The sequence below is a fragment of the Bradyrhizobium ivorense genome (genome assembly GCF_900696085.1).
Classification (GTDB): domain Bacteria; phylum Pseudomonadota; class Alphaproteobacteria; order Rhizobiales; family Xanthobacteraceae; genus Bradyrhizobium; species Bradyrhizobium ivorense.
In genome coordinates this window covers 616,796-637,961 of record NZ_CAADFC020000028.1, presented here as the reverse complement: position 1 = coordinate 637,961, position 21,166 = coordinate 616,796, and the positions used below count along the sequence as shown (strand labels likewise).

General features: G+C 65.2%; 25 protein-coding genes. 10 read left to right on the top strand and 15 right to left on the bottom strand.

Annotated elements, in window-relative coordinates:
- Positions 1–50 precede the first annotated feature (50 nt).
- The gene (locus CI41S_RS34095; protein ID WP_139863396.1) at positions 51–653 is read left to right on the top strand and encodes a hypothetical protein; all 603 of its coding nucleotides are present in this window, start codon (positions 51–53) and stop codon (positions 651–653) included.
- Positions 654–842: 189 nt separating this feature from the next.
- On the opposite strand, the gene CI41S_RS34090 is transcribed toward CI41S_RS34095, so the two are convergent.
- The gene (locus CI41S_RS34090; protein WP_139863395.1) at positions 843–1,568 is read right to left on the bottom strand and encodes a TetR/AcrR family transcriptional regulator; all 726 of its coding nucleotides are present in this window, start codon (positions 1,566–1,568) and stop codon (positions 843–845) included.
- Between the two features lie 113 nt (positions 1,569–1,681).
- Between CI41S_RS34090 and CI41S_RS34085 the strand changes: the two genes are divergently transcribed.
- The 4 genes from CI41S_RS34085 (at position 1,682) to CI41S_RS34070 (ending at position 4,988) form a co-directional block, all read left to right on the top strand.
- Positions 1,682–3,082 (top strand): carotenoid oxygenase family protein, encoded by a 1,401-nt coding sequence (locus CI41S_RS34085; protein WP_139863394.1) that lies wholly within the window; start codon positions 1,682–1,684, stop codon positions 3,080–3,082.
- A 286-nt stretch (positions 3,083–3,368) separates the two neighbouring features.
- A complete protein-coding gene (locus CI41S_RS34080; RefSeq protein ID WP_172628292.1) occupies positions 3,369–3,944 on the top strand; it encodes a hypothetical protein in 576 nt (191 codons plus the stop codon).
- Between the two features lie 50 nt (positions 3,945–3,994).
- Complete coding sequence (locus tag CI41S_RS34075) at positions 3,995–4,552, top strand: inner membrane-spanning protein YciB (RefSeq protein ID WP_139863392.1); 558 nt, start codon at positions 3,995–3,997, stop codon at positions 4,550–4,552.
- Positions 4,553–4,691: 139 nt separating this feature from the next.
- Complete coding sequence (locus CI41S_RS34070) at positions 4,692–4,988, top strand: hypothetical protein (RefSeq protein WP_139484735.1); 297 nt, start codon at positions 4,692–4,694, stop codon at positions 4,986–4,988.
- A gap of 77 nt (positions 4,989–5,065) precedes the next feature.
- On the opposite strand, the gene CI41S_RS34065 is transcribed toward CI41S_RS34070, so the two are convergent.
- From CI41S_RS34065 to CI41S_RS34050, 4 genes are all read right to left on the bottom strand, one after another.
- Positions 5,066–5,632 carry a hypothetical protein gene (locus CI41S_RS34065; RefSeq protein WP_139863391.1) on the bottom strand — a complete coding sequence of 189 codons (567 nt, stop codon included), beginning with the start codon at positions 5,630–5,632 and terminating at the stop codon, positions 5,066–5,068.
- Between the two features lie 51 nt (positions 5,633–5,683).
- Complete coding sequence (locus tag CI41S_RS34060) at positions 5,684–6,181, bottom strand: hypothetical protein (RefSeq protein ID WP_172628291.1); 498 nt, start codon at positions 6,179–6,181, stop codon at positions 5,684–5,686.
- Between the two features lie 209 nt (positions 6,182–6,390).
- On the bottom strand, positions 6,391–7,065 hold the full coding sequence (locus CI41S_RS34055) for a DUF429 domain-containing protein (protein ID WP_139863389.1): 675 nt from the start codon (positions 7,063–7,065) through the stop codon (positions 6,391–6,393).
- A complete protein-coding gene (locus CI41S_RS34050; RefSeq protein WP_139863388.1) occupies positions 7,062–8,717 on the bottom strand; it encodes a fumarate hydratase in 1,656 nt (551 codons plus the stop codon). The genes CI41S_RS34055 and CI41S_RS34050 overlap by 4 nt, the downstream gene beginning before the upstream one ends.
- Before the next feature lie 229 nt (positions 8,718–8,946).
- Here CI41S_RS34050 and CI41S_RS34045 point away from each other — a divergent pair, with 229 nt between their 5' ends.
- Positions 8,947–9,264 carry a Kazal-type serine protease inhibitor family protein gene (locus CI41S_RS34045; protein ID WP_139863387.1) on the top strand — a complete coding sequence of 106 codons (318 nt, stop codon included), beginning with the start codon at positions 8,947–8,949 and terminating at the stop codon, positions 9,262–9,264.
- A gap of 96 nt (positions 9,265–9,360) precedes the next feature.
- Positions 9,361–9,849: a hypothetical protein gene (locus CI41S_RS34040; RefSeq protein WP_139484854.1), complete on the top strand. Its 489-nt coding sequence runs from the start codon at positions 9,361–9,363 to the stop codon at positions 9,847–9,849.
- Between the two features lie 6 nt (positions 9,850–9,855).
- Here CI41S_RS34040 and CI41S_RS34035 read toward each other — a convergent pair whose 3' ends face one another.
- Together CI41S_RS34035 and CI41S_RS34030 are read right to left on the bottom strand one after the other, a co-directional pair.
- Entirely contained in the window at positions 9,856–10,296 is a 441-nt protein-coding gene (locus tag CI41S_RS34035; RefSeq protein WP_139863386.1) for an SRPBCC family protein, read from the bottom strand.
- The gene (locus CI41S_RS34030; protein WP_139484856.1) at positions 10,296–10,622 is read right to left on the bottom strand and encodes an ArsR/SmtB family transcription factor; all 327 of its coding nucleotides are present in this window, start codon (positions 10,620–10,622) and stop codon (positions 10,296–10,298) included. The genes CI41S_RS34035 and CI41S_RS34030 overlap by 1 nt, the downstream gene beginning before the upstream one ends.
- Before the next feature lie 155 nt (positions 10,623–10,777).
- On the opposite strand from CI41S_RS34030, the gene CI41S_RS34025 reads away from it, so the two are divergent.
- Positions 10,778–11,452 carry a methyltransferase family protein gene (locus CI41S_RS34025; protein ID WP_139484857.1) on the top strand — a complete coding sequence of 225 codons (675 nt, stop codon included), beginning with the start codon at positions 10,778–10,780 and terminating at the stop codon, positions 11,450–11,452.
- Between the two features lie 9 nt (positions 11,453–11,461).
- The gene (locus CI41S_RS34020) at positions 11,462–11,821 is read left to right on the top strand and encodes a GFA family protein (protein ID WP_139863385.1); all 360 of its coding nucleotides are present in this window, start codon (positions 11,462–11,464) and stop codon (positions 11,819–11,821) included.
- Between the two features lie 151 nt (positions 11,822–11,972).
- Here CI41S_RS34020 and CI41S_RS34015 read toward each other — a convergent pair whose 3' ends face one another.
- Complete coding sequence (locus tag CI41S_RS34015; protein ID WP_139484859.1) at positions 11,973–12,680, bottom strand: glutathione S-transferase; 708 nt, start codon at positions 12,678–12,680, stop codon at positions 11,973–11,975.
- 155 nt (positions 12,681–12,835) lie between these two features.
- Between CI41S_RS34015 and CI41S_RS34010 the strand changes: the two genes are divergently transcribed.
- Positions 12,836–13,237, top strand: coding sequence for a DUF3606 domain-containing protein (locus CI41S_RS34010; RefSeq protein ID WP_139863384.1), 402 nt, complete (start codon positions 12,836–12,838; stop codon positions 13,235–13,237).
- Between the two features lie 262 nt (positions 13,238–13,499).
- Here CI41S_RS34010 and CI41S_RS34000 read toward each other — a convergent pair whose 3' ends face one another.
- The 7 genes from CI41S_RS34000 to fliE all read right to left on the bottom strand — a co-directional run bounded on the left by CI41S_RS34000 (position 13,500) and on the right by fliE (position 21,166).
- Positions 13,500–14,177, bottom strand: a complete 678-nt coding sequence (locus CI41S_RS34000; protein ID WP_139863382.1) for a lectin — start codon at positions 14,175–14,177, stop codon at positions 13,500–13,502.
- A gap of 161 nt (positions 14,178–14,338) precedes the next feature.
- A complete protein-coding gene (locus CI41S_RS33995) occupies positions 14,339–15,325 on the bottom strand; it encodes a Tim44 domain-containing protein (protein ID WP_139863381.1) in 987 nt (328 codons plus the stop codon).
- 462 nt (positions 15,326–15,787) lie between these two features.
- Complete coding sequence (cckA, locus tag CI41S_RS33990; RefSeq protein WP_139863572.1) at positions 15,788–18,376, bottom strand: cell cycle histidine kinase CckA; 2,589 nt, start codon at positions 18,374–18,376, stop codon at positions 15,788–15,790.
- A gap of 134 nt (positions 18,377–18,510) precedes the next feature.
- The gene (flhB, locus tag CI41S_RS33985; RefSeq protein ID WP_139863380.1) at positions 18,511–19,584 is read right to left on the bottom strand and encodes a flagellar biosynthesis protein FlhB; all 1,074 of its coding nucleotides are present in this window, start codon (positions 19,582–19,584) and stop codon (positions 18,511–18,513) included.
- A gap of 104 nt (positions 19,585–19,688) precedes the next feature.
- Positions 19,689–20,459, bottom strand: a complete 771-nt coding sequence (fliR, locus tag CI41S_RS33980; RefSeq protein ID WP_139484864.1) for a flagellar biosynthetic protein FliR — start codon at positions 20,457–20,459, stop codon at positions 19,689–19,691.
- An 18-nt stretch (positions 20,460–20,477) separates the two neighbouring features.
- On the bottom strand, positions 20,478–20,741 hold the full coding sequence (gene fliQ, locus CI41S_RS33975) for a flagellar biosynthesis protein FliQ (RefSeq protein ID WP_139484865.1): 264 nt from the start codon (positions 20,739–20,741) through the stop codon (positions 20,478–20,480).
- A gap of 113 nt (positions 20,742–20,854) precedes the next feature.
- Positions 20,855–21,166 (bottom strand): flagellar hook-basal body complex protein FliE, encoded by a 312-nt coding sequence (gene fliE / locus CI41S_RS33970; RefSeq protein WP_139863379.1) that lies wholly within the window; start codon positions 21,164–21,166, stop codon positions 20,855–20,857.

Here is a 21,166-nt window from a genome sequence, read left to right as displayed (position 1 = left end):
AGATTGCATATGTCAGACACAAAGTAACGTCCGGATCGCAGGTTTTCCCGATGAAATATCTCACAATTGCAACAACCGTTGCAGCGCTGGCCGGCGCAGGCCCCGGTCAGGCCGGCGCCGAGACGATCAGCAGCAGCTATTCATCGACGGCGCCGAAGGCCTGCCGCATGATCGGCAAGCCCAACGATGAGGACGGCAGCGCCACGCGGGTCTGCCCGGGGAAATACGGCCTCGTGGTGCTGATCAATGAGGGCGACCTGCGCGAAGTGGTATCGGTAGGCCGAAACCGCGAGGCCGCGGCCAAGGAACCGGCGGCGCAGGCCTGGTTCGGCCCGTTCAGCTCGACCGGCGATACCGTCGAATGGCGCGCGGCCGACAACAAGCCCTTCGCCATCATCCAGCGCTGGCTGATCGCCGACAACAGCGAGCAGGACAAAAGAGGCGGTCCGGTTTCGCGGGCGATGCTCGCGGTGACCCGGCTGCCGCCGGGCGCAGTGTGTCACATCGCCTATGTCGACGTCGCGGCCAATCCCAATGCCAACGCGCTGGCACGGCAGGCCGCCGACGAGTTCGCCCGCGATTTCAACTGCGGCAAGGATTCCGTGAAGACGATCGGCCAGAGCGGCCGCAGCACCGCGCTGGTCAAGCGGTAGGTCGCTCTCCCTCTCCCCGTTCTTACGGGGCCGCGACGAGCAAAGCTCGCGCTGAGAGGGCTGGGGGGCTGCCACCACATAACGTGGCGACCATTGGACTCGCGGAAGCTCCCCCTCACCCGGAACGCATCTCACGATGCGTTCCGACCTCTCCCCGCAAGCGGGGCGAGGTGGAGAGACCCAAGGCCGTTACGGCCGCGGCGGGCGGCCTGCGCTCAGCCGCAGCATCGCGGTCAGCAGCATTTCCGGCGTCGTGCCCTCGGGCAGCAGCTTCAGGATCTTGGAGAGACGTCCGTCGAGCAGCAGCATGGTGAAACCATGCACCAGCGACCAGGCCGATGCGATCGCGGCGGCCTGGTCCAGCGACAGCGATTCCTTGGAAATCTGCTCGCGCCGGCTTGCGCCGACGCCGCGGGCCAGCCCCGCGAACGAGGCTTCGGACGCCTCGTGCAGCGACGGCCGCGAATAATCCAGCCGCTCGCTGCGGAACATCAGCCCATACATGCCGGGATGCGCCTCGGCATACGCGACATAGGCCTTGGCGCTCGCCACGCCCTTCTCGGACGGCGTCGCCGCGGATGCATCTGCGGCCGCCATCGCCACGCCGAACTGCCGAAAGCCGATCGCCGCGAGTTCGCTCACCAGCCCGGTGAGATCGCCGAAATGATGCGTCGGCGCGGCGTGCGACACGCCGGCCTCACGCGCCACCGCGCGCAAGGTCAGCCCCGGCAACCCGTCACGCTCGAGCACCTGCTCGGCCGCCTTCAGCAGCGCCTCATGCAGATCGCCGTGATGATACGGCGCGTCGCTGCTGCGCCGCTTCGGCGCCGGACGATCGGCCGCAGCTCGCTTAACCCTGCGACTTCGCGCCGGTGCCGCGCGAGCAGCTTTGTTTTCGCGGGATAATCTTGCCATGGGTCACCTTATATGACGCAATTTTTACACTGTAAAGATTTTGCTTGACGATCGCCGGCAGCATCTCTACTGATATCTTTACGATGTAAAGATCAAAATGGAGGAGACGCGGAATGCTCGATCAGGTGACCATCAACGCCAAGCGGCCCAATCTGGCGCCGATACCTTTCGAGGCCGATGCGCCGTTCCTGAAGATTTCGGGCGAGCTGCCGCGCGAATTGAACGGCACGCTGTATCGCAACGGTCCCAATCCGCAGTTCGACGTGCCGGGCGCGCACTGGTTCGTCGGCGACGGCATGCTGCACGCCTTCCATCTCGAGGGTGGCCGCGCCAGTTATCGCAACCGCTGGATCCGCACCCCCAAATGGCAGGCCGAGCACGACGCCGGCCGCGCGCTGTTCGGCGGCTTCGGCCGCAAGCTGCCCAACACGCCGGAGACGATCACGACCGACGGCGGCGTCGCCAACACCAACATCATCTTCCATGCCGGCCGCCTGCTCGCGCTCGAGGAAGGCCATCTGCCGACCGAGATCGAGCCCGGCACGCTGAAGCGAACAGGCTATTGCGACTACAAGGGCGCGATCTCGGGCCCCTTCACCGCCCATCCCAAGATCGATCCGCTCACCGGCGAGATGCTGTTCTTCGGCTACAACGCCGCGGGCCCGCTGACGCCGCAGATCTCGTTCGGCGCGGTCAATGCATCCGGCGCGGTGACGCGGTTCGAGCGGTTCGAGGCGCCCTATGCCAGCATGGTGCACGACTTCATCGTCACCGAAAACCACGTACTGTTTCCTGTGCTGCCGATCACCGGCAGCATGCAGCGCGCGATGCGCGGCCAGGCGCCCTACGCCTGGGAGCCGGACAAGGGCGCCTATGTCGGCGTGATGAAGCGCAGCGGTTCGTCCAACGACATCGTCTGGTTCCGCGCCGAGTCCTGTTACGTCTTCCACGTCATGAACGCCTGGGAGGACGGCAACCGCATCATCGCCGACGTGATGCAGGCCGAGGAAGCGCCGCTGTTCAACCACCCGGACGGCTCGCCGACCGATCCGAACAAGAGCCAGGCGCGCTACTGCCGCTGGACCTTCGACCTTTCCGGCAATACCGACCGTTTCACGCAGACCTATCTCGACGATCTCTGGGGTGAATTCCCGCGCGTCGATGACCGCCGGGCGGGACTGAAGAGCAATCACGGCTGGTACGCCTGCGCCAATCCCGCGCTGCCGATGTTCGCGCTGTCGGGCATCGTGCATGTCGACGGCAAGGGCAAGCGGCTCGGCCACTATCTGCTGCCGGCCGGCGACACCATCTCCGAGCCGGTGTTCGTCGAACGCGGCAGCGATGCCGCCGAGGGCGACGGCTGGCTGGTCGCGGTGGTCTGGCGCGCCCGCGAGAACCGCAGCGACCTCGCCGTCTTCAACGCGCAGGATGTCGAGGCCGGCCCGACCGCGCTGGTGCATCTTGGCCACCGCGTCCCGGACGGATTTCACGGCAATTGGGTGGGCGCGGAGTAGCGGTCGGCGCCAACTCCGGCGCCAATGCCTCCCCATCGTCATGCCCGGCCTCGTGCCGGGCATCCACGTCTTTGCCGTTGGAAAGACGCGGATGGCCGGGACAAGCCCGGCCATGACGGCGGCGAGAAGGAGCACCCGCCCCGGCGCCTTGAAATCAAGCAATTGAAACTACTCGTATTTTCTCATTCGCTTCACGATTTTGACACTGTAAAGATTTCGCTTGACGACTCCACGCCTCACCCTTAGGGTATCTTTACGGTGTAAAGATTGGCTGATGAGGCTTCCGATGACGATCTTCCTGGTCCTCGCTCCCTACGGTGCCTTCGCCACCTTGATGCTGGTGACATCAGCCACCGTGAGCCTGCTCTGCGCCGCGCTGATTTGCCTTGGCGTGATCGCCTTCGACGTCGCGCGCCGCCGCAGCATCAAGATCCTCACCGTCGGCTCGGTGATCGTGTTCACCGCGGTCGGCAGCTACCTCACCTTCGTCGATCCGACGCCGAGCACGATCGCCGTGAAGATTGCCATCGACGCCGGCATGCTCGTGGTGTCGCTCGGCTCGATCCTGGTCGGCCATCCCTTCGCGCGGCAATATGCGGTGGAGCAGGTCGATGCCGAGATCGCGAAGCTGCCTGGCTTCACGCAAGCCAACTATCTGATCACCTGGGCCTGGACCGGCGCCGTGCTGCTGATGTTGATCGGCAACATCGCGGTGCTTTACGTGCCCGCCCTGCCGCTGTGGACCGGCCTCCTGGTCGCCTTCGCCGCGCGCAATGCCGCGGTCTGCTTCACGCGGTGGTATCCGCAGTATCGCAAGGCCAAGTACGGCGCGCCGCCGGCCCGCGCACTGCCCTCGCACTAAGACACACACACACAAAACCATAACGATCAGAGGAAACGGAAAGCACGACGATGAAGAGCGTACTGGCAAGGCTTGCGAGCGACTTCTTCTCCACCATCGTGTTCCTGGTGGTGTATTTCGCCACCGACAACGTGCTGCTCGCCACGGGCATCGCGGTCGCAGGCGCGATCGCCCAGGTGATCTTTATGCGCGTGAAGGGCGAGGCGCTCGGCTACATGACCTGGGCCAGCCTGGCGCTGGTGATCGTGCTGGGCGGGGCGACCCTGCTCACCCACGATCCGCGCTTCGTGTTGGCAAAGCCCGCGATCGGCCACGTGGCGATCGGCGCGATCATGCTCAAGCGTGGCTGGATGCTGCCCTATTTGCCGCCGATCGTGAAGCAGAACATCCCGGACCAGGCCATCCTCGCGGGCTACGCCTGGGCCGCCCTGATGTTCGTGCTTGCCGCCGGCACGGTCGCCGTCGCATCGACCGGCGACATGGGACTGTGGGCGTTCTACGTATCGGTGGTGCTGGTCGGCGCCAAGATCGCCGCCTTCGCGATCCAGTACGTCGTCTTCCGCATCGTGATTACGAGCCGGCTGCGCGCCGCTGCCGCCCGCGCCTGATCGCCGCAGGTCCTAAACCGTTAGGCTTGCGCGGCAGATTGGGCTATACCGCCTCGCACGCTTTGTTCAGACGCGTTTTCTTCACGCGAACCGGTATCCACTTCGCTTGAAAACGCTTTTACCTCGAGGGGAGACATTCATGGCGGTGGACGGAAACTGGAATCTCACGATGACGACGCCGATGGGCGAGCGCAAGGCGACGCTGTCGCTGACGAGCGCCGGCGGGACGCTCACCGGTACGCAGGGTGCCGACGGCAATTCGACCGATATCTTCGACGGCACCGTGAACGGCGACAGCGTCGCCTGGAAGGTTTCCATCACCAACCCGATGCCGCTGACGCTCGAATTCTCCGGCCAGATCTCGGGCGACGGCATCTCCGGCGAGATGGGCATCGGCCCGATGGGCAGCTTCCCCTTCACCGGCACACGGGCGTAAAGCCCGCGTCAACAGCAAGAGCTCAAGCGCGATGATGATCGAAACCTGATCTCATCGCGCTCTGGCCGCCTCCTGCGTCAGCGCCGCTCGTTGCGATAGGCCTTCTGAATGTTCTGGCGGTCGAGCTCCGCGGAAGCCGCGGCGGCCGCGTCGACCGATTTCTGGATGTTGCCCATGTTCGCGACCGCGGCAGCGGCCATCGCCGGATGGATGCGTCCCATCTCGTACGGCCGGCGCTGGAGCGTGGAGGAGATACGTTCCTGCATCGCGACGAGATAGAGGTCACGGATCTTGGGGTTGTCCGCCAGGTTCTTGGCGTAGTCTTCGGTTTTCCCCTTGGCGCCTTCCAGCTTCAGCTGGACACGGGTTGCGGCACCCTTCTCTTCCGAAGTGAGCTGAGCGGTGTAGCGGAACAGCTCCTCGCTCCGTCTGCGGACGATCCACACCACCTCGGTGTCGCTGCTGCGGACCGTGGTGTCGAGCTGCGCGCTTCCGAACACCATGGGCGGCAGCTCGGCTCTCGAGAGCTCCTGCCGCGCCTGGCCGATCGGCACGTTATAGACCGCGTTACCCTCGCCCGGATAGATGTAGTACAGGTAGCCCGCGACGCAGGCGACCAGGAATCCGCCAAACAACATCTTCATCGTCAATCTCCTTGCATGTCCGTGCCGGCCGATACGATCCGGCGCGAGCGATTAATCGTCGACGCGAAACACCACGCCTGTCGTGAGGCCGCCGCGCTGCACCTGGCAGACCTTGTCCCTTCCGGGTCCGACGCGCTGGACGTCGAATTTGCGACCTTCGAGAATTGCGGCGACCTGCTCCTGCACCGCAGGACGAAGCGGCTGGTCGAAGGCCGGCCGCTTGTAGAATTGCGAGCCGTCATACATCTCGCCGTTGCCGGCCGGCGGAATCCGGATCTCGACCTTGGTCTGCTTGTCCTTGTACGGCGTCAGCACGGCGGTGAATTGCACGACCTCGCGGCCGCTGCTGTGAACCTTCCAGGTGACCTGACGGTCGGGCACGCCCACCGGCGTGACATGGACCAGGATGCCGCACTGTTTGGCATAGACCATGTCGGCAAACTTGTCGGCGAACAGGCGTCGATACGCCTCGCTGACGCTGACGTCATAGACACCCGGCGGCCGCTCTTCCTTGCAGCCGGCCAGACCAAGGGCGCTGAGGACGAGCACTACCCATCCAATTTGCTTCATCGTCGAATCTTGCATGCCACCCGCCCCTGCTCGTTCTCCCGGCAGGATGGCGCGCAGCGTCGGCGAGAAAGATTAAGGCTCCTTGGCGTAAATCGGTTGCTTTGTTCGGCGACTGCAACCTAGCACGTGCCAAAACGTCGCACCCATTGCATCGTGGTTAACGCAAGCAATACGGCCGCCGGGCGCGGCTAGTACCAGATCTGCATCGGCAGACCGTGTGTGTCGCGCGGCGCTCGCCCGTTGGGGACGCAACCATGCGGCTCGTGCGCAGCCAGCGCGACGGCGCAGGCATCCAGCACGTCGTCACGCTTGGCGCCGCTGCCGATCCGCGCCTCGGTAAGCCAGCGGTCGAGCTCGCGGAAGCCGGCACGCTTGAGCAGCCTGCGGCGGAGGGCATCGCCCTCTTCCGATTTCTTCGGCGCCACCGGCCTGCCGCCGTTGAGCCGCAGGAACACCAGTTCGGGATGCACCTCGCGGATGTCGCGCGCCTGGTGCGCGCGCATGAAGGCGTCGACCTCCATGATCTTCTTGCCGATGTGCCAGAGCTGGCGCGACACCTTGGTCTGACCGCGGCGCTCTGCTTCCGCATTCGCTTTGTCGGCATCGGAAAACTCTTGCCACAGCCAGCGCCGCGCACCGGTGAAGACGCGCGAGGTGTGCGGCCGCAATCTCGCGCGCGCCGACAGATCGCAGGCACGCGTGCCATCGTCGGTCATGCCGATCGGGATATCGATGCCGGTGCGGTCGAACCGACGCGCCAGCGCGTCCGCAATGTCAGGATGGAAGGAAATCGTGCGTTGGTCGCCGTCAATTGCGACGGCGACCCAGCCTTTTGAAAATCCGTCGAGGCCGACCGCCCTCAACCCAGATTCAATTCCTTGAAGAAGTCGTTGCCCTTGTCATCGATGATGATGAAGGCCGGGAAGTCGACCACCTCGATGCGCCAGATCGCCTCCATGCCGAGTTCGGGATACTCGACCACCTCGACCTTCTTGATGCAGTGCTCGGCGAGGTTCGCCGCAGCGCCGCCGATCGAGCCGAGATAGAAGCCGCCGTGCTTCTTGCAGGCCTCGCGCACCGCGACCGCGCGGTTGCCCTTGGCGACCATCACCATCGAGCCGCCGGCGGCCTGGAACTGGTCGACGAACGAGTCCATGCGTCCCGCGGTGGTCGGGCCGAACGCGCCGGAGGCGTAACCGTCGGGCGTCTTGGCGGGGCCGGCGTAGTACACCGGATGGTTCTTGAAATAGTCCGGCAGCGGCTCGCCCTTCTCCAGCCGCTCGCGCAGTTTTGCGTGCGCGGAGTCGCGGGCCACGATCATGGTGCCGGTCATCGAGACGCGGGTCTTGATCGGATATTGCGCCAGCGTCGCCAGGATCTCCTTCATCGGCTTGTTGAGATCGATCTTGACCACCTCGCCGCCGAGCGACTGCTCGACCGCCGGCAGATACTGCGCGGGATTGTGCTCGAGCTCCTCGAGATAGACGCCGTCCTTGGTGATCTTACCGAGCACCTGGCGATCCGCCGAGCAGGAGACGCCGAGCCCGATCGGCAGCGAGGCGCCGTGGCGCGGCAGCCGGATCACGCGCACGTCGTGGCAGAAATATTTGCCGCCGAACTGCGCGCCGACGCCGAGCGATTGCGTCATCTTCAAAATTTCCTGCTCCATCTCCAAATCGCGGAATGCATTGCCGTCGGCCGAGCCGTGGGTCGGCAGCGCATCGAGATAGCGTGCGGAGGCGAGCTTCACCGTCTTCATGCAGAGCTCGGCGGAGGTGCCGCCGATCACGATCGCAAGGTGGTACGGGGGGCACGCCGCGGTGCCGAGCGTCAGCACCTTCTCCTTCAGGAACGCGAGCAGTCGATCCTTGGTCAGCACCGACGGCGTCGCCTGGAACAGAAAGCTCTTGTTGGCGGAGCCGCCGCCCTTGGCCATGAACATGAACTTGTAGGCGTCGTCACCCTCGGCGTAGATCTCGCACTGCGCCGGCATGTTGTTGGCGGTGTTCTTCTCCTCATACATCGACAGCGGCGCGACCTGCGAATAGCGCAGGTTGCGGCGCAGATAGGCGTCGCGGGCGCCCTCGGAGAGCGCGGCCTCGTCGTCGCCGTCGGTGATGACGTTGCAGCCCTTCTTGCCCATGATGATCGCGGTGCCGGTGTCCTGGCACATCGGCAGCACGCCGCCGGCCGCGATGTTGGCGTTCTTCAGGAAGTCGAAGGCGACGAACTTGTCGTTGTCGCTGGCTTCCTTGTCGTCGAGGATGTTGCGCAGCTGCTTGAGGTGGCCCGGACGCAAATAGTGGTTGATCTCGCCGAACGCCGCCTCGGAGAGCGCCCGCAGCGCCTCGCGCGACACCACGACCATATCCTTGCCCAAGACCTTCTCGACCCGGACGCCCTCGCTCGTCACCTTCTTGTAGGGCGTGGTGTCCGCACCAAGCGGGAACAACGGGGTGTGCTTGTAGGGCGGAACGGGCTTTTGCTGGTCGGGAAAGGCAGTGGGGGCGTTCATGAGCTGCTCATCGGTTCGAAAGGCCGATGCCGGCCGCGGTGCAGCCGGCAATGTAGAGCCGTTCTAAGCTTTTTCCCGACAAAAGGAAGGGAACACCGGCCACGATGAGCCCACGAAAACCCCATGCCTCCCGAGCGTCCGGCGCAACAATCCATGTGTGACACTTCACATGTATGTAATCACAGGTTGTGTAATAATAGGCTCCCATACACGACCAGGGGAGGCCACCATGAAGACCGGACTGTTCGTCTCGTTCGCCGCGCTGGCATTGCTGATCGCGATCCCCGCCGCCGCAAATGCCGCCGGCCAGAGGTGCGGCGGCATCATCCCGCTGCAGTGTGGCCCCGAGGAGTACTGCCAGTTCAAGGTGGGAACCTGCGGCCGCGGCGACCAGATGGGCATTTGCGCGCGCAAGCCGACCATCTGCACCCGGATCTTCAAGCCGGTGTGCGGCTGCGATGGCAAGACCTACGGCAACGATTGCGAGCGCCAGGCCGCCGGGGTCTCCAAGCTGCATAACGGCAAGTGCAAGAAGCCCGCCTATTAGCCAGCCCAATGATCACGCCCGCGGCCGCGCAAGATATTGACGCGGTTCGCGGGAGCCTGCATGAACCTTCGCGCATTTCATGCTGCGGGGGTATTCATGACCGGACCATTGCGCCGACGCTTGCCGCTCGGCATTCGCGCCACCTTGCCGGCCGCGCTGGCGCTCGTCACGAGCCTGGCCGCCGCGCCCGCGCACGCCGACCCCTGCGAGGACATCGCCAAGCAACTGGCCGGCCAGATCGACGGGCTGAAGGTCAATTTCACCGCGGCCAATATCACCTATCTGAAGCATCCGGCCGCCAAGGAATTGTCGATCGGCTGCCGCGGCAAGGACTATTCGACCGAGCTCTATGCCAAGACCGACCGCAAGATGAAGCCGGAGTTCTTCAACCTGGTCGGCTCGGCCACCGCGCTGATCTTCACCGTGCCGAAGGACGATGCCACCACCGGCACCTCGCGCTGCCTGAAGCGCATGGGCATCTTCCGCGGCAACACCATCACGATGCGCTATCGCCGCCTCAATCTGGAGTGCACCCGCACCCGGGCCGATGCCTCGATCACGGTTCGCCGCGGCAAGGACGAGTGACCGGCGTCACGCTTCCGCCGCCACCCGCCCGATCGCATCGACGATCCTGCCCCAGCCCGGGCTCATCATGTCGAACGCGAACTGGTTGCCCGGCATGACGAAGCCGTCGTGCACCATCTGAACATGGGTGCCGCCCTCGACCGGCGTCAGCCTCCAGGTGACGACCGAGTCGAGCTTTGAGCCGTAGTCCGGATTGGTGTCGGCGCCGCCCTTCCAAGAATAGCGCAACAGCCGCGGCGGCTCGCAGTCCAGCACTTCGCAGTGCACGACGCCGTCCCAGTCGCCCATCGGCTTGGTGCGGAAAATGAATTTGTGGCCGACCGTCGGCTGAAAGTCGTTCGGCATCAGCCATTTCACCAGCAGCTCGCTCGTCGTCAGCGTTCGCCAGATCCTGTCGGCGGGATAAGGCAGCACCTTCTCGACCGTGATCGCGCGCGTCTCAGCCATCACTCACTCTCCTTCAACAATTTCTCCAGGTTCTCGAAGCGCTCGGCCCAGAAGGTCTGGTAGTGACCGAGCCAGTCGAGCAGCGGGCCGAGCCCTTTGGGCGCCACGCGATAGTGGATGTGCCGGCCCTCGCGCCGCTCGGCGACCAGCCCGGCATCGCGCAGCGCGCGCAGATGCTGCGACACCGCCGGCTGCGACACCTTCGAACCCTGCACCAGGTAGGTCGCGGCGACCTCGCCTTCCCGCGCGATGCGCTCGAACACCGCGCGCCGCGTCGGGTCCGCGAGGGTTTTCAGGACGCTGGTGAGTTGCACGGTCGAGGCCATGAAAATATATAAGCAATTGCTTATATTAATGTCAAGGCGGAGAGTTCAACACCCGGCGAGCGCTGGAACGCCTCGCGCTTTCGGGGAGTTGATCGATGCCGCCGCACGTTCGCGGGAAAACATGCGATGCTGCCTCTGTTCGCATGGAGCCGCCGATGATCGCCAAGCTCCTCCTGCAAAACACGTTCTTCGTGATCGGCATGGGCGCGCTGCTGTTCGCCACCGCCGGCACGCTGCACTGGCCCGGCGCGTGGACCTATTTGATCGCCTCGGCGGTGATCGGCCCGGCCTGCGGGCTGTGGCTTGCCAGGATCGATCCCGCGCTGCTTGCCGAACGCATGCGGCTGACCGGACGCGAGGCGCAGCCTGCCGCGGACAAGGTGTTCATGCTGGCGCTCATCATCGTTGTCGTGTTGTGGTTCATCGCGATGGGGCTCGAACGCCGGTCCGGCGGCGCCGATGCCGGCGTCGCGCTGATGCTGCCCGGTCTCGCGCTGTATCTGCTCTCGATGGCTCTGATCATGTGGGTGTTCCGCACCAACTCCTTTGCCGTGCCGGTCGTGAAGCTGCAGGCCGAGCGCGATCATCGGGTGATCTCGACCGGGCCCTACGCCCTGATCCGCCATCCGATGTATGCGAGCATCATGCTGTTCTTCGTCGGCGTGCCGCTGCTGCTTGGCTCGTGGTGGGGCCTCCTCTTCACGCCGCTGTTCTTCGTGCTGTTTGCGATCCGCACGGCGATCGAGGAGCGCACGCTGCTTGCCGGACTAAAAGGCTATGCCGACTATGCGGCGCGGGTGCGCTATCGCCTCGTGCCCGGATTGTGGTGAGGGACGATCATGCCTGACAGCAAGACCTATACCGGCGGCTGCCATTGCGGCCAGGTCCGCTTCGAATGCACCACCGACCTGGCGATGGTGACGGCGTGCAACTGCTCGATCTGTACCAAGAAGGGCCTGCACTTCGTGTTCCTGCCGCCGTCGAGTTTCCAGCTGCGCGCCGGCGCCGAGAACCTGAAGGAATATCTGTTCAACCGCCACGCCATCCACCACCAGCTCTGCGTCGATTGCGGCGTCGACGTGTTCGCGCTCGGCACGAAGCCCGACGGCAGCGATGTCGTGGCGCTGAATGTGAGCTGCATCGACGGCATCGAATTGTCGAAGATCGCGATGACGCCGGTGGACGGGCGGAGTCAGTAGGCTTTTCACACGTGATCGCGGGGCGCGATGCGCGGCGCACACCACATCACTCCGTCATGCCCGGGCTTGACCCGAGCATCCATCCCGCAAAGACGCGGATGGCCGGGTCAAGCCCGGCCATGGCGAGAGCAACAACGTCGCGCGACGGTGTCTACAAATCCAGCGCCTTGTAGCGCCGGAAGATCCCCTCCTCGTTGAACGGAATTCGCCGCTCGCTGGCGAGGTACGCCTTGATGTTCGGCCGCTCGGCGACGCGGTCGCGCAGCGCGATCAGACGCGGGATATTCTTCTCGAACCTCGCCATGCGCTTCGGAAACGCATAGCGCAGGCCTTCCACGATCTGGAACAGCGACAGGTCGACATAGGTCAGGCGCCGCCCGGTGACGAAGGCGCCGCCACCGGCCCGCACCAGGTCCTCGAAATAGCCGAGATATTTCGGCACCCGCGAATTCCAGAACTCCTCGGTGCGCTTCTTCGCCGGCGCCTTCTGGTCTTCGTAATACAGCGACGGGCCGAGCGGGTGATGGGTGTCGTGAATCTCCAGCACGAAATCGGCGATGGTGAGCTGCAGCTGATGCACCCAGAGCTGCCCGCCCTCCGCCTTCGGCGCGAGGCCGTGGCGGGCGCCGAGATAAAGCAGGATGTTGGCGGTCTGTCCGATCATGAGCTTGCCGGCGGCAAGGAACGGCGGCGCGAACGGCGGCGTGCCCTTGTGCGTCTCCATCATCCTCATCATCGCGCCCATGCCGGCCTTGCCGCGCGCGACGTCGTCGTAGCGCGCGCCGGCGTCTTCGAGCGCGAGCCGGACATATTCGCCGCGGCCCTGGATCATCGGCCAGTAGTAGAGCTGGTACTGCATGCATTCACCTCCGCGGCGCGGTTCGCCGCACGTCTGCCGTTCGCTTTCGATCGTAGCCATGCTGCGGCCACGCCGTCCACCGTGTGCGGTCTGTCCGAACCATGCAGAGACTGCTAAGGTTCCAACGTCGAATCCTTCGATTGAGGAATCATCGCATGGCGGACAGCAAGAAGAAGCGGGGCGCTGCCGATCGCGCCCTGATTGCGTTGAGCGAGTCCTACGAGGTTGCCTACTGGTCCAAGAAGTTCAAGGTCACGCCGGCCAAGCTGAAGGCCGCCGTCAAGAAGGTCGGCCACTCCGCCAAGAAGGTGGAAGCCTATTTCGGGGAGCAGCGGCACAAGGCCGCCGACCGCGCGCGGATCGCTGTCAGCCAGCCCTACGAAGTGCGCTACTGGTCGAACAAGTTCAAGGTGACCCCCGCCCGGCTCAAGGCCGCGGTGGCCGAGGTCGGCCATTCCTCGAAGAAGGTCGGGGCCTACTTGGCGAAAAAGACCATGAAGAAGAAGGCCGCCCAGAAGCCGGTCAAGAAAACGGCGGCAAAGCGCAAGGCGGCTTAATCGGCCGCCGCTCTCTCCCCGTCATTGCGAGCGAAGCGAAGCAATCCATGGTCCCGCGTGCGCGGCACGATGGATTGCTTCGTCGCTATCGCTCCTCGCAATGACGAGGCGCAAAGGCGGCCTGACCGGCCGCTGCTCTCTCCCCGTAATTGCGAGCGAAGCGACGCAATCCATCGTGCCGCGCACGCGGAGAGATGGATTGCTTCGTCGCTATCGCTCCTCGCAATGACGGAGAGCTGGGACGCGCCTGCGCTTCCGCCCCTCAGTTCGCCGCAAAGCAGTACAGCAGGCCGTCGCCGCCGGTGCTCTTGAGGTCGGCCTGCGAGCAGCCGCCGTCGGGGCCGCGCGAGGGATGCGAGGAATTCCACGATTTCGAGGCGTCGTCGTCGCGCAGGCCGGTGCGGTCGGAGTGCCCGACCATCGCCGCGCCCTGCGTGCTGCTCGTCCAGTTCTTGCAGGTGCGGTCCTCGCCGGCGGCAAAGGCGGTGCCGTCCGCCTGCGATCCCGTCAGCACGTCGTGACGGGTCGGCTTGTCGCCGACACCATTGATCGGCTCGCCCTTCTCGGACAGCGAGTTCTGCTTGGTGAGATTGTTGCCGGCGCTGTGCAGGTCGGCGACATCCTTGGCGACCACCGTGCCCTTGACGTTCTTCCACGGTCCCTTGCCGATGCGGTCGCGCGCGTTCACCGCGGGCTGGCCGTCGGCCGCCTGGGTCGAGAGATAGGCCCGCCAGGTCTTCGGCGCGCCGAAGCCCGCGGCCTGCGCCAGCGTCTGGCAATGATTGTCGGCGCCGGCGAGCCCGCCGAGATTGCCGCCATTGCCGATGCCGTTGCTGGTGACGAAGAAGCTGGTCTCGGCGGTCTGCGCTTGCGCCGGCGGCGCAGCCATCATGGCCAATGCAAGGCAGGCAGGAACGGCAAGTCGAGCACTGATAGTCATGTCTTCCTCCCAACGGTTGTTATAGTTCGCTGACATCAACCCGCGGCTTCACCGGATATTCCGGCACCGCGACAGACAAATGAAGCGCTCAAAACGAAAGCGCCGCGGGGTGAGCCCGCGGCGCCTTGCATGTCTTGACTGGGCAATTGCTGGCCGGTCGATCAGCTGGTCTGCTGGATCGCCGAGAGTTCCCAATTGCCGCCGCGCTGGCGCACGAAGGTCCACACCTCCGTGACCTCCTGCGGCTGCTCGCTGCCGCCGACCAGGCGGCCCGTCGCGCGATCGAGCATGGTGTCGACCAGGGCGTAGCGCATCGCAACCGTCGCGTATTCGCTGTCGCCTTCGCGCCAGGCTTCCGCGAGGTCGCCCTGCAGCAGCTTCACATTGGTCACCTTGTTGGTGACGTTGCGCGCCTTGTTCTCCTCGAGATCCTTCGAGAAGTACGAGACCATCTCCGGCGTCGCCAGCGTGTGCAGCTTCGCGATGTCCTCGTTCGACCACGCGGTCTGCACCTCGCCGAGCAGCCGCTCGAACGCCTCATAGTCGGCCGGCGCGATCTCGACCGGCGCATTCGAACCGCCGATGCCGAAGCCGAAGCCCGAGCGATAGTTCGGCTGCGGGCCGGGGCCGACGTCGGGGCCGCTGGCGTAAGCCGGGGCCGGCGAGTTGCGCCGCTGCCACCACACCATCGCGAGCCGGACCACGAGCACGATCAAGCCGATCTGCAGCAGCAGGCCGAGGATCGACGACAGGCCGCCGAGGCCGGAGAACAGGCCGCCGCCGAACAGCATGCCGAACAGGCCGGCGCCGAGGAAGCCGGCGGCAAGGCCGCCGAGCAGGCCGCGGCCCATTCCGCCACGGCCGAACAAGCCACCGGAATTCGCCGCCGCCGGCGCACCCATGTTGGGGCTGCCAGGCTGGCTGAAGGTACGGTTCATCGGCGCGGCGGTGCCAGGCGCCGTGTTGGTCGAGGGCGGCGCGGAGAAGGTGCGCGAGCCGCGCGAGCCTCCGCCGCCGACGCGCGCGTCGGCCTCCGAAACGGTCATCACGACGGGCAGCGCCAGCGCCATCGCGACGGCGATCGCCCGTACAATTCCACGCGTGCGTTGCGAGAAATTCATGTTGGTTTCCTCAGGAATCCCCGGCATGGGGAAACGCCCCTAAGATGGGCAGGGACGGTTAAAAGTGAAGCCGGAAACCGGAACCGCGGCTGCGGCCCTCGGTCGCGGAGATGTGACACTATGGTCCTTGTGGGCGGGAGAACGTGCCCTAGGACGCATTGAGCCTGGATCGCGCGCGAGCAGCGCCGGCGGCTCAGCTCTCCCCGTCGGAGCACAGCTATCGCATATCAGGGTGCGATTTCGGAATATTGGAAGGGTATCCCTGAGTTGCCCGACGTGTCAAGCGGCCGTGTCGATCGAACACCGGCAGCCGGCCGGCTACTTTGCATGGGGTTGTTTTTCGAGATTTGGCACTGCGCCTCCGACGGCAGGCTGTCCCCTCCGCCCACGTTCCATAGCTCGTCATGCCCGGATATGCCTCACGAGTGGCACCAAATCGTCAGCGTCCTCCTGGCGGAAAGCCAGGACGACGGTCGAAACCGACCGCGCCTACTTCGCCGTCATGGTTTCCTTCACCGCGGCGACCAGCTGCGTCAGCGTGAACGGTTTTGGCAGGAACGCGAATTGCTGGTTCTCCGGCAGGCTCTTCTCGAAGGCGTCCTCGGCATAGCCGGAGACGAAGATGATCTTCAGCTCGGGACTGCGGCTGCGCATTTCCTTCAGCAGCGTCGGCCCGTCCATCTCCGGCATCACGACGTCGGACACGACCAGATCGACGGCGCCGTCCTTCTCGGCAAAAGCCTCCAGCGCCTCGACGCCGTTGGCGGCCTCGATCACGCTGTAGCCGCGCGAGCGCAGGCCGCGTGCATTCAGCGCGCGCAGGCCGTCCTCGTCCTCGACCAAGAGGATGGTGCCCTGCCCGGTCAGATCGGGCTTCGGCTTGGCCGCTTCGGCGCCAGCACCGGCCTCCTTCGCCGCGCCGTTGCCGGCATGGGCCTCCGGCGCATCCTCCTGCTCGGGCCGGTACCGCGGCAAATAGATGCGGAACGTGGTGCCTTCGCCGGGCACGGAATCGACGTAGACGAAACCGCCGGTCTGCTTGACGATGCCGTACACCGTGGAGAGGCCGAGGCCGGTGCCCTTGCCGACTTCCTTGGTGGAGAAGAACGGCTCGAAGATCTTGTCGATGATCTCGGCGGGAATGCCGGTGCCGGTGTCGGAAATCTCGATCTTGACATAGTCCGCCGCCGGCATGCCCTTGTTGGCGAGCTGCGCGGCCTCCTCGGTCGAGACGTTGCCGGTGCGGATGATCAGCTTGCCGCCGTCAGCCATCGCGTCGCGCGCGTTGACTGCGAGGTTGACCACCACCTGCTCGAACTGCGAGACGTCGACCTTCACCGGCCAGAGGTCGCGGCCGTGCACGAGGTCGAGCTTGACCTTCTCGCCGATCAGCCGGCGCAGCAGCATGGTGAGGTCCGACAGCGCATCGCCGAGATCGAGCACCTGCGGCCGCAGCGTCTGGCGGCGCGAGAACGCCAGCAGCTGCCGCACCAGCGTCGCGGCGCGGGTGGCGTTCTGCTTGATCTGCATGATGTCCTGGAACGACGGGTCGGTCGGCTTGTGCGCGTTCAGCAGGAAGTCGTTCGCCATCATGATGGCGGACAGCACGTTGTTGAAGTCGTGCGCGATGCCGCCGGCGAGCTGGCCGACCATCTCCATCTTCTGCGACTGGTTGATCTGGTTCTCCAGCGCGCGCCGCTCGGTGGTCTCGAGCATGTAGACGATCGCGGTCTCGGCGTCGCGCTCGTCCTTCTCCACCGTCGTGACGAAGAACTGGGCGAAGCGCTCCTTCGGCCCGTCGAGCATCACCTCGACCGGCGGGATGTCGCCCTGCCCCTCGGCGGCGTGGTTGATCGCCGCGATCAGGAGGCCGCGGTCGCGCGGATTGACGGCGCGGAAGATCGACTTGGCAGCGCCGCCCTCGCCGTTCAGGCTCTGCGCCAGCTTGGCGTAGCGCGCATTGGCGCCGACCACGTTGCCGCCGCGGTCGACGGTGGCGATCGCCATCGGCGTATGGTCGAAGAAGCGCATGAAGCGCACCTCGGCGGCGCGCTCCGGATCGGAATGCTCGTCGCGGGCGCGGCTGATCACCAGGGTGCGCGAGGCGCCCGCCGCGCCGTCGGCGCCGAAGGCGAGCTTGTGATAGAGCCGCACCGGCACGGTCTTGCCGCCGCGCATCCGCAGGTCGATGTCGAAGACCTCGGTCTTGACCTCGCCCGGCACCGGCTGGATCGCGGCGAGCAGCGCCGCGCCGTCGCCCGAGACGATGTCGGACAGCTTCAGCCCGCCCGAGCCGATCTCGGCTAGGTCGTAGTCGAGCCAGTTGGCCAGCGTCGCGTTGACATAGGCGATCTCGCCGGCCGGATTGACCGAGAAGAAGCCGCACGGCGCATGGTCGAGATATTCGATCGCGTGCCGCAGCTCCTGGAACACGTCCTCCTGGCGCTCGCGGTCGCGGGTGATGTCGGCGATCGACCACACCGCATATTTGGAGTCGCGCTTACCCTGGCCGAGCGGGCGCACCCGCAGCCGCAGCCAGCGGGCTTGTCCCCCTTGGCCGCCCTGGCTGCCGTCATGGCCGGCGACGCGGACCTCCTCGAGCTGCCGCTTGCCCTCGCGCGCCGCCTTGAGCAGGCGGAACACGGCCTCGGAGACGTCGGGGTTGCCGATGAAGACCCGCTCGACCGGGCGGACCTCCTGGGCCGAGGCCGCACCGGTCAGCGCCAGATAGGCGGCGTTGGAGTAGACCACGTGGCCGCGGGCGTCGGTGACGACCAGCCCCTCCTGGGCGTGGTCGGCGATCCGCCCCATCACGGGGTCGTCGGTGGCGCGGTCGGAGAAGCGGATGATGCCGGCGGCGAAGGCGAACAGGTTGAACAGCCCGACGGTGGCGAGCAGCGCCAGCACGCCGAGGATATAAGGCTGCGCCTGGGTGCGGCCGATGGTCATCAGCCAGACCGCCACCGCGACGATGCCGGCCGCGATCAGGAGCACCAGGAGGATGCTGCCGCCGCGCCGCGCCGGTCCGTGAGCCACGAACGGCTCAGTCGCGGATTGATCGTTGCTATCGGCGGTCATCTGGAGGGACATGGCTCGGCATCGTTTGGGCGAACCGTCCGGCCGCCCACTCCTGAGTGCCTGAATCGGACCCGAAAACGCAAGTCCATCAGGCGGCTATTTCGCAAGTAACGCGTATTTCAAGCGGATATCCCTCACCCGCGCAGCCCGGACAGGCCGCGTTTCAGCCGCATCACGTAGCCGATGATTTCGGCAACCGCGTGATAGTGCTCGACCGGGATCTCCTGGTCGACCTCGACGGTGGCATAGAGCGCCCGGGCCAGCGGCACGTTTTCCACGATCGGGATGTCGTGCGCCTTGGCGATCTCCCTGATCTTGAAGGCGAGGACGTCGGCGCCCTTGGCGACGCAGACCGGCGCCGTCATGGTGCGGTCGTAGGCCAGCGCCACCGAGAAATGGGTCGGGTTGGTGATGATGACCGAGGCCTTGGGAACCTGGGCCATCATGCGCTTCTTGGCGCGCTGCACCCGCAACTGCTTGATCCTGCCCTTGACGTGCGGGTCGCCTTCCGACTGCTTGAACTCCTCCTTCATCTCCTGCAGCGACATCTTCTGCCGCTCGAACCAGGTCCGGTACTGGAAGAAGTAATCGCCGATCGCCACCGCCGCGAGGATCGCGACAACCGCGGCCAAAAGATGCACCGTCATGCCGGTGATCGCCGGCAGCAGCTCGGCCGGATCGACGCGCATGAAGGATTCCATGCGCATCCGGTCCGGCCACAGCACCATGACCATCACGGCCCCGAGCCCGATCAGCTTGAACAGGCCCTTGAGGAAGTTCGCCAGCGCCTGCTTGCCGAACAGCCGCTTGAAGCCGGCGCCCGGCGAGATCTTGGAGAGTTTCGGCTTGAGCTGCTCGCCCGACCACACCAGGCGGTGCTGCACCATGTTGCCCGCGATCGCGGACAGCGCCAGCATCAGGAACGGCACGCCGACCGCAGCGATCACGACATAGCCGAGCGACTGAGTCAGATGCATGAGCCCGGCGCCGTCGGTGCGGAGCATCCAGGAATTGGCGATCAGATTGCGCAAGGGCATCATGATGCCGCCGCCGACCGAGCCGGAAAACGTCGACAGCACCAAGGTGGCGCCGGCGATGATGAACCAGGTGTTGACCTCCTGGCTCTTGACGACGTCGCCTTTCTCGAGCGCGTCGTCGAGACGTTTTTGCGTGGGGTCTTCTGTTTTGTCTTCGCTATCGTCGGCCATCTCTGCTCCCTAAAGCATGATGCGAGCAAATCGCATCATGCTTTTGGTCCTTGTTTTGATGCGTTTCTTCACGCGAACCGGTCTCCACTTCGCTCGAAAACGCTCTAGTTCATCGGAGCAAGCTGGCGCATGACGCCGAGGAAGTAGTCGAGATAGGTGCCCATCATCGCCGCGAGCACGACGCCGAAGATCACAAAGCCGATCATGATCGAGAGCGGCACGCCGACGAAATAGACCTGCATCTGCGGCATCAGCCGCGCCAGCACGCCGAGCCCGATGTTGAAGACAAGGCCGAACACCAGGAACGGCGCCGAGAGTTGCAGGCCGATTTTGAACGCCGCCGCGAACGCCGTGGTCGCAAGCTTGGCGACGTCGCCGGTCGGCATCACCTCGCCCGGCGAGAAGATCCGGTAGCTCTCGCTCAGCGCCGCGATCACCAGATGATGGCTGTCGGTGGCAAACAGCAGCGTCAGGCCGAGGATGGTGAGGAAGTTGCCGATGATCTGGCCTTGCTGGCCCTGGGTCGGATCGACCGCGGTGACGAAGCCGAGGCCGAGTTGCTGGGCGATCACCGAGCCTGCGACGTTGAGCGCAGAAAGCGTCACCCGCGCGGTGGCGCCGAGCACGACGCCGATGATCAGCTCATGCACCATCAGCACCCCGAGCGAGGAGATCGAGGTGACGTCGACATGATAGGCGTTGCGATGCAGCGGCAGGATGATCAGCGTCAGCAGCAGCGCGATCGACAGTTTCACCCGCGCCGGGATGTTGGTCTCGCCGAAGCCGGGCAGCAGCATCACCATCGCGCCCACGCGCGCGAAGACCAGCACGAAGATGGCGGCCAGCGCCGGCAGCACGGAGACGTCGATGCGCATGACCGGAGCATTACTGCCTCAACCGCCGATGATTCGCGACGAAATCCGCATCATGTGGCTGTGCAGCGAGTCCGCCATGAACGGCAGCGCCAGCAATAATGTGACGAAGATCGCCAGAATCTTCGGCACGAAGATCAGGGTCTGCTCCTGGATCTGGGTCAGCGCCTGGAACAGCGACACCACGACGCCGACCACGAGCCCGACCACCATCAGCGGCGACGACACCACCACGATGGTCCAGATCGCATCACGCGCCACGTCGAGGGTTTCAGGGCCGGTCATTGTTGTTCTCGCTGTTGTCTTGCACTGTCGGTCCGGGGCGATCCGAAGCATCGAACCCGGAACCTCGAGATTCCGGGTTCGATGCGCGCCCCGGAATGACGTCGCAAGCGACGTCAGATCGGCATCTTCATGATGTCTTCGTAGGCCTGGATCACGCGGTCGCGCACCGAGACCAGCGTCGACACGGCAACGTCGGTCTCCGCGACCGCCGTCACCACGTCCATCACATTCGCCTTGCCGGAGGCCATCGCGACGGTCTGCGCGTCGGACTTTTTGCCCGCCTCCAGCACGCTGCCAACCGAATCCTTCAGCAGCGCGCTGAATGAGGGGCCGGCCGTGGCCTGGCCCGCCTTCTCGGCGCCGCCGCGCTCCATCATCTTCTGGAGGCTGGCATAGGCGTTGGCGGCGACTGTCGGTGAAGCCAT

Coding starts and splice junctions, on each gene's coding strand:
- CI41S_RS34080 (WP_172628292.1), top strand. CDS start 3,369: ATGACGATCTTCCTGGTCCTCGCTCCCTACGGTGCCTTCGCCACCTTG.
- CI41S_RS33995 (WP_139863381.1), bottom strand. CDS start 15,325: ATGCCGGGGATTCCTGAGGAAACCAACATGAATTTCTCGCAACGCACG.
- CI41S_RS34030 (WP_139484856.1), bottom strand. CDS start 10,622: ATGGCCTCGACCGTGCAACTCACCAGCGTCCTGAAAACCCTCGCGGAC.
- CI41S_RS34070 (WP_139484735.1), top strand. CDS start 4,692: ATGGCGGTGGACGGAAACTGGAATCTCACGATGACGACGCCGATGGGC.
- cckA (WP_139863572.1), bottom strand. CDS start 18,376: ATGACCGCCGATAGCAACGATCAATCCGCGACTGAGCCGTTCGTGGCT.
- fliE (WP_139863379.1), bottom strand. CDS start 21,166: ATGGCTTCACCGACAGTCGCCGCCAACGCCTATGCCAGCCTCCAGAAG.
- fliQ (WP_139484865.1), bottom strand. CDS start 20,741: ATGACCGGCCCTGAAACCCTCGACGTGGCGCGTGATGCGATCTGGACC.
- CI41S_RS34045 (WP_139863387.1), top strand. CDS start 8,947: ATGAAGACCGGACTGTTCGTCTCGTTCGCCGCGCTGGCATTGCTGATC.
- CI41S_RS34010 (WP_139863384.1), top strand. CDS start 12,836: ATGGCGGACAGCAAGAAGAAGCGGGGCGCTGCCGATCGCGCCCTGATT.
- CI41S_RS34015 (WP_139484859.1), bottom strand. CDS start 12,680: ATGCAGTACCAGCTCTACTACTGGCCGATGATCCAGGGCCGCGGCGAA.
- flhB (WP_139863380.1), bottom strand. CDS start 19,584: ATGGCCGACGATAGCGAAGACAAAACAGAAGACCCCACGCAAAAACGT.
- CI41S_RS34090 (WP_139863395.1), bottom strand. CDS start 1,568: ATGGCAAGATTATCCCGCGAAAACAAAGCTGCTCGCGCGGCACCGGCG.
- CI41S_RS34050 (WP_139863388.1), bottom strand. CDS start 8,717: ATGAACGCCCCCACTGCCTTTCCCGACCAGCAAAAGCCCGTTCCGCCC.
- CI41S_RS34095 (WP_139863396.1), top strand. CDS start 51: ATGAAATATCTCACAATTGCAACAACCGTTGCAGCGCTGGCCGGCGCA.
- CI41S_RS34065 (WP_139863391.1), bottom strand. CDS start 5,632: ATGAAGATGTTGTTTGGCGGATTCCTGGTCGCCTGCGTCGCGGGCTAC.
- CI41S_RS34085 (WP_139863394.1), top strand. CDS start 1,682: ATGCTCGATCAGGTGACCATCAACGCCAAGCGGCCCAATCTGGCGCCG.
- fliR (WP_139484864.1), bottom strand. CDS start 20,459: ATGCGCATCGACGTCTCCGTGCTGCCGGCGCTGGCCGCCATCTTCGTG.
- CI41S_RS34000 (WP_139863382.1), bottom strand. CDS start 14,177: ATGACTATCAGTGCTCGACTTGCCGTTCCTGCCTGCCTTGCATTGGCC.
- CI41S_RS34035 (WP_139863386.1), bottom strand. CDS start 10,296: ATGGCTGAGACGCGCGCGATCACGGTCGAGAAGGTGCTGCCTTATCCC.
- CI41S_RS34040 (WP_139484854.1), top strand. CDS start 9,361: ATGACCGGACCATTGCGCCGACGCTTGCCGCTCGGCATTCGCGCCACC.
- CI41S_RS34020 (WP_139863385.1), top strand. CDS start 11,462: ATGCCTGACAGCAAGACCTATACCGGCGGCTGCCATTGCGGCCAGGTC.
- CI41S_RS34025 (WP_139484857.1), top strand. CDS start 10,778: ATGATCGCCAAGCTCCTCCTGCAAAACACGTTCTTCGTGATCGGCATG.
- CI41S_RS34075 (WP_139863392.1), top strand. CDS start 3,995: ATGAAGAGCGTACTGGCAAGGCTTGCGAGCGACTTCTTCTCCACCATC.